The organism is Streptomyces sp. IBSBF 3136, from assembly GCF_036815105.1.
Taxonomy (GTDB): Bacteria; Actinomycetota; Actinomycetes; order Streptomycetales; family Streptomycetaceae; genus Streptomyces.
Genome location: NZ_JAJSZC010000402.1, coordinates 1 through 3,415, shown reverse-complemented (window position 1 = coordinate 3,415; position 3,415 = coordinate 1). Strand labels below are relative to the sequence as shown.

The window sequence follows — 3,415 nt, the reverse complement described above, 5'->3', positions numbered from 1 at the left end:
ACCACGGGCCCCGCGCCCGCCACGGGCTCGACGCACCCGGCGGGTCCCGCGCCCGCCGCCGGCCAGGCAAACCCCGCGGCCCCCGCGCCCGCCGTGGCCACCGCGCCCGCCGTGGCCACCGTGGCCACCGTGCCCGCGATCCGCGTCCCGGCCGGTGACCGGCTCCTCGCCTCCGCCCCCCTGCTGCGCGGCGCCGCCGAGCTGGCCGCCGAGACGGGGGCGCGGCAGACCTTCGAGTTCCTGCTGGGCCGGCACCTGGACGCGAACCCGCGCCAGTACACGCTCACCCCGGCCGAGCTGGCCCGGCTGATGGCCGACCTCGCCGGACCCGCCCGCACCGTCCTGGACCCGGCCTGCGGCACCGGCGCCCTGCTGCGCGCCGTGGACCCGCGCCCCGGCCAGGAGCTGTACGCCCAGGACAGCTCCGCCGACCTCGCCGCACTGACCGCGCTGCGCCTCGCGCTGCGGTCCCGGGCCACCGTCCGCGCCGCCGCCGGCGACACCCTGCGCGGCGACGCCCACCCCGGGCTGCGCGCCGACGCCGTCCTGTGCCATCCGCCGTTCAACGAGCGCAACTGGGGCCACGACGAGCTGGCCTACGACCCGCGCTGGGAGTACGGCTTCCCCGCGCGCACCGAGTCCGAGCTGGCCTGGGTCCAGCACGCGCTGGCGCGCCTGGCCGACGACGGCACCGCCGTGCTGCTCATGCCGCCGGCCGCCGCCTCCCGCCGGTCCGGGCGCCGCATCCGCGCCGACCTGCTGCGCCGGGGCGCGCTGCGGGCCGTCTTCGCGCTGCCGGTGGGCGCGGCACCGCCGTACAACATCCCGCTCCACCTGTGGGTGCTGCGCAGGCCGGGCCGGACACCCGCGGCGCCCGAGGTGCTGCTCGCCGACACCGGGCGGTTCGCGGGCGAGGCGCGCGGCGGCCCGGACTGGCAGGCGGTGCGGGACGCCGTCCTGGACACCTGGCGCGCCTTCGCGCGCGGGGGGCGGTCGGCGGAACGGCCGGGACTGGCGCGTTCCGTGCCGGTCATCCAACTGCTCGACGACGACGTGGACCTCGCGCCCGCCCGGCACCTGCCGCCGTCCACGCCGGCCGACGGCGTGGAGCAGCTCACGGCGGTGCGCGAACGCCTGGGCGCGACCCTGCGGCTGACCGCCGACCTCACCCCGCCGCCCGCCGAACCGGTGCCGCCCGCGCGCCGGCCGCTCACCACCGTCGGCGAACTCGCGCGCGGCGGCGCGCTGGTGCTGCGCACCGGCGGGACCGGCGGCCACACGCGCGTGCCCGTGCTCACCGACCACGACGTGCTCGCCGGAACGGCACCCTCGGGGTCGCTTCCGGAGAGCGACGAGGAGGCCGTGCTGACCGAGCCGGGCGACGTCGTCCTGCCGGTGCTCGGCGGCGGCTCGGTGGCGCGCGTGATCGACGGGGCGACCGGGGGCGCCGCCCTGGGCCGCAACCTCGTGCTGCTGCGCCCCGATCCCGCGGCGCTCGACCCCTGGTTCCTCGCCGGCTTCCTGCGCGGCACCGCCAACCACCGCCAGGCCAGCAGCTACGCCTCCACCGCCACCCGCCTTGACGTGCGCCGCCTCCAGCTGCCCCGGCTCCCGCTGGACGAACAGCTGCGCTACGGCGCGCGGTTCCGCGCCCTCGACGAGTTCGAGCGGGCGCTGCGCCACGCGAGCCGACTGGGGGAGCAGTTGGTGCGCGGGATGTACGACGGGCTCACGGACGGCACCGTCGCGCCGGATTGACGGCGGAGGCCGGACAACGGTTCGGTACAACCCGGACCGCTTGTCCGTGTCGGGCCATATGCTCGATGCGACCATCGCACGAGTGGTGTCGTCGGCCCGGTGGAGCACACCGGGCGGACAGCTACGCCCATTTCAGGCATCAGGAGCAGCCATGCAAGGCCACGGCTACGCACAGCCGGCGAAGCAGCCACCGCACCCCGCGTGGCTCGTCTTCCTGCGCGTGCTGTTCGTCGCGGTCGGGGTGTTCAGCATCGGCTTCCTGGCCTGGGTGATCCTGCTGCGGCTGGCCGTCGTCACGCGCAAGTCGCTGGACTGGGGCCTGTTCGTGGCGGTGCTGGCGGCGGACATCCTCAGCATCGTGCTGCTGGGCAGCGAGCCCGGCGACGAGATCCACACCGCAGGCGGCTACCTGGGCCTGAGCGTGCTGCTCATCGCCCTGGCCCTGGCGGTCGTGTACTACCTGGTGGCGGAGAGCCGGCACTACCAGGGCCTGCGCGCGGCCCACGGCCCCGGCCCCGCGTACGGCTACCCGCAGCCGGCGTCGCCGTTCACCGCGACGACCGTGCCGCACAACGCCGGGCCGCTGCAGGCGCCGCTCGCCACCCCGCCCATGACGCACACCCCCGTCCCCGGGCCCCCGCCGCAGCGGCCGGCGCCCGTCCGGATCGACCAGGTCCGCGCCGAGCTGGACGAGCTGAGCGACTACCTGCGCCACCACGACGGACAGCAGGGCGGCCACCACGACGGACAGCCGGGCGCCGGTCACGAGGGCGGACGGTGAGCGTGGCGGCAGGACGTGTCGTCGCCGGTCGCTACGAGTTGTCCACCCTCATCGGCCAGGGCGGCATGGGCCAGGTCTGGACGGCGTACGACCGGCGGCTCGACCGGCGGGTCGCGGTGAAGCTGCTGCGCCCCGACAAGGTGGCCGGCCAGGAGGCCGACGAGCTGCGCCGCCGGTTCGTGCGCGAGTGCCGGGTCACCGCCCAGGTCGACCACCCCGGACTGGTCACCGTGCACGACGCCGGCAGCGAGGGCGAGGAGCTGTTCCTCGTCATGCAGTACGTCGACGGCGCCGACCTCTCCGACCACCTCGCCGAGCACGACCCCTACCCGTGGCAGTGGTCGGTCGCGGTGGCCGCGCAGCTCTGCGCCGTGCTCAGCGCCGTGCACGCGGTGCCGATCGTGCACCGCGACCTCAAGCCGCGGAACGTGATGGTCAAGCAGGACGGCACCGTCACCGTCCTCGACCTGGGCGTGGCCTCCGTGATGGACACCGACACCACGCGCCTGACCCACACCGGCTCCCCGATCGGCTCGCCCGCCTACATGGCGCCCGAGCAGGCGATGGGCGGCGCGGTCGGCCCGTACACCGACCTGTACGCGCTCGGCGTGCTGCTGCACGAACTGCTCAGCGGCGAGGTGCCGTTCGCCGGCTCCACGGCGCTCGGCGTGCTGCACCGGCACCTGTACGAGCCGCCGGTGCCGGTGCGCCGCATCCGCCCCGAGGTGCCCGAGGCCCTGGAGGCGCTCGTGCTGCGCCTGCTCTCCAAGGACCCGCAGCACCGGCCGGCCTCCGCACAGGAGGTGTACGAGCACCTCGAACTGCTGCTGCCCGCACGGGGCATGCCGACCGGCGCGCCCCTGGACCCCACCCGCC

3 protein-coding genes are annotated in these 3,415 nt (G+C 76.3%); all 3 read left to right on the top strand.

Going from position 1 to position 3,415, the window contains the following annotated elements:
• Positions 1–1,758 (top strand): N-6 DNA methylase (locus tag V7E45_RS39475; RefSeq protein ID WP_333779113.1); only part of this gene is annotated, 1,758 nt, incomplete at its 5' end.
• 151 nt (positions 1,759–1,909) lie between these two features.
• Positions 1,910–2,539 carry a hypothetical protein gene (locus V7E45_RS39470; RefSeq protein ID WP_333779112.1) on the top strand — a complete coding sequence of 210 codons (630 nt, stop codon included), beginning with the start codon at positions 1,910–1,912 and terminating at the stop codon, positions 2,537–2,539.
• A 65-nt stretch (positions 2,540–2,604) separates the two neighbouring features.
• The coding region (locus tag V7E45_RS39465; RefSeq protein ID WP_333779114.1) for a serine/threonine-protein kinase at positions 2,605–3,415 on the top strand (811 nt) is incomplete at its 3' end.

Excerpts from the sequence above, each read along its gene's own strand:
- V7E45_RS39470 (WP_333779112.1), top strand. The coding sequence starts at position 1,910 with ATGCAAGGCCACGGCTACGCACAGCCGGCGAAGCAGCCACCGCACCCC.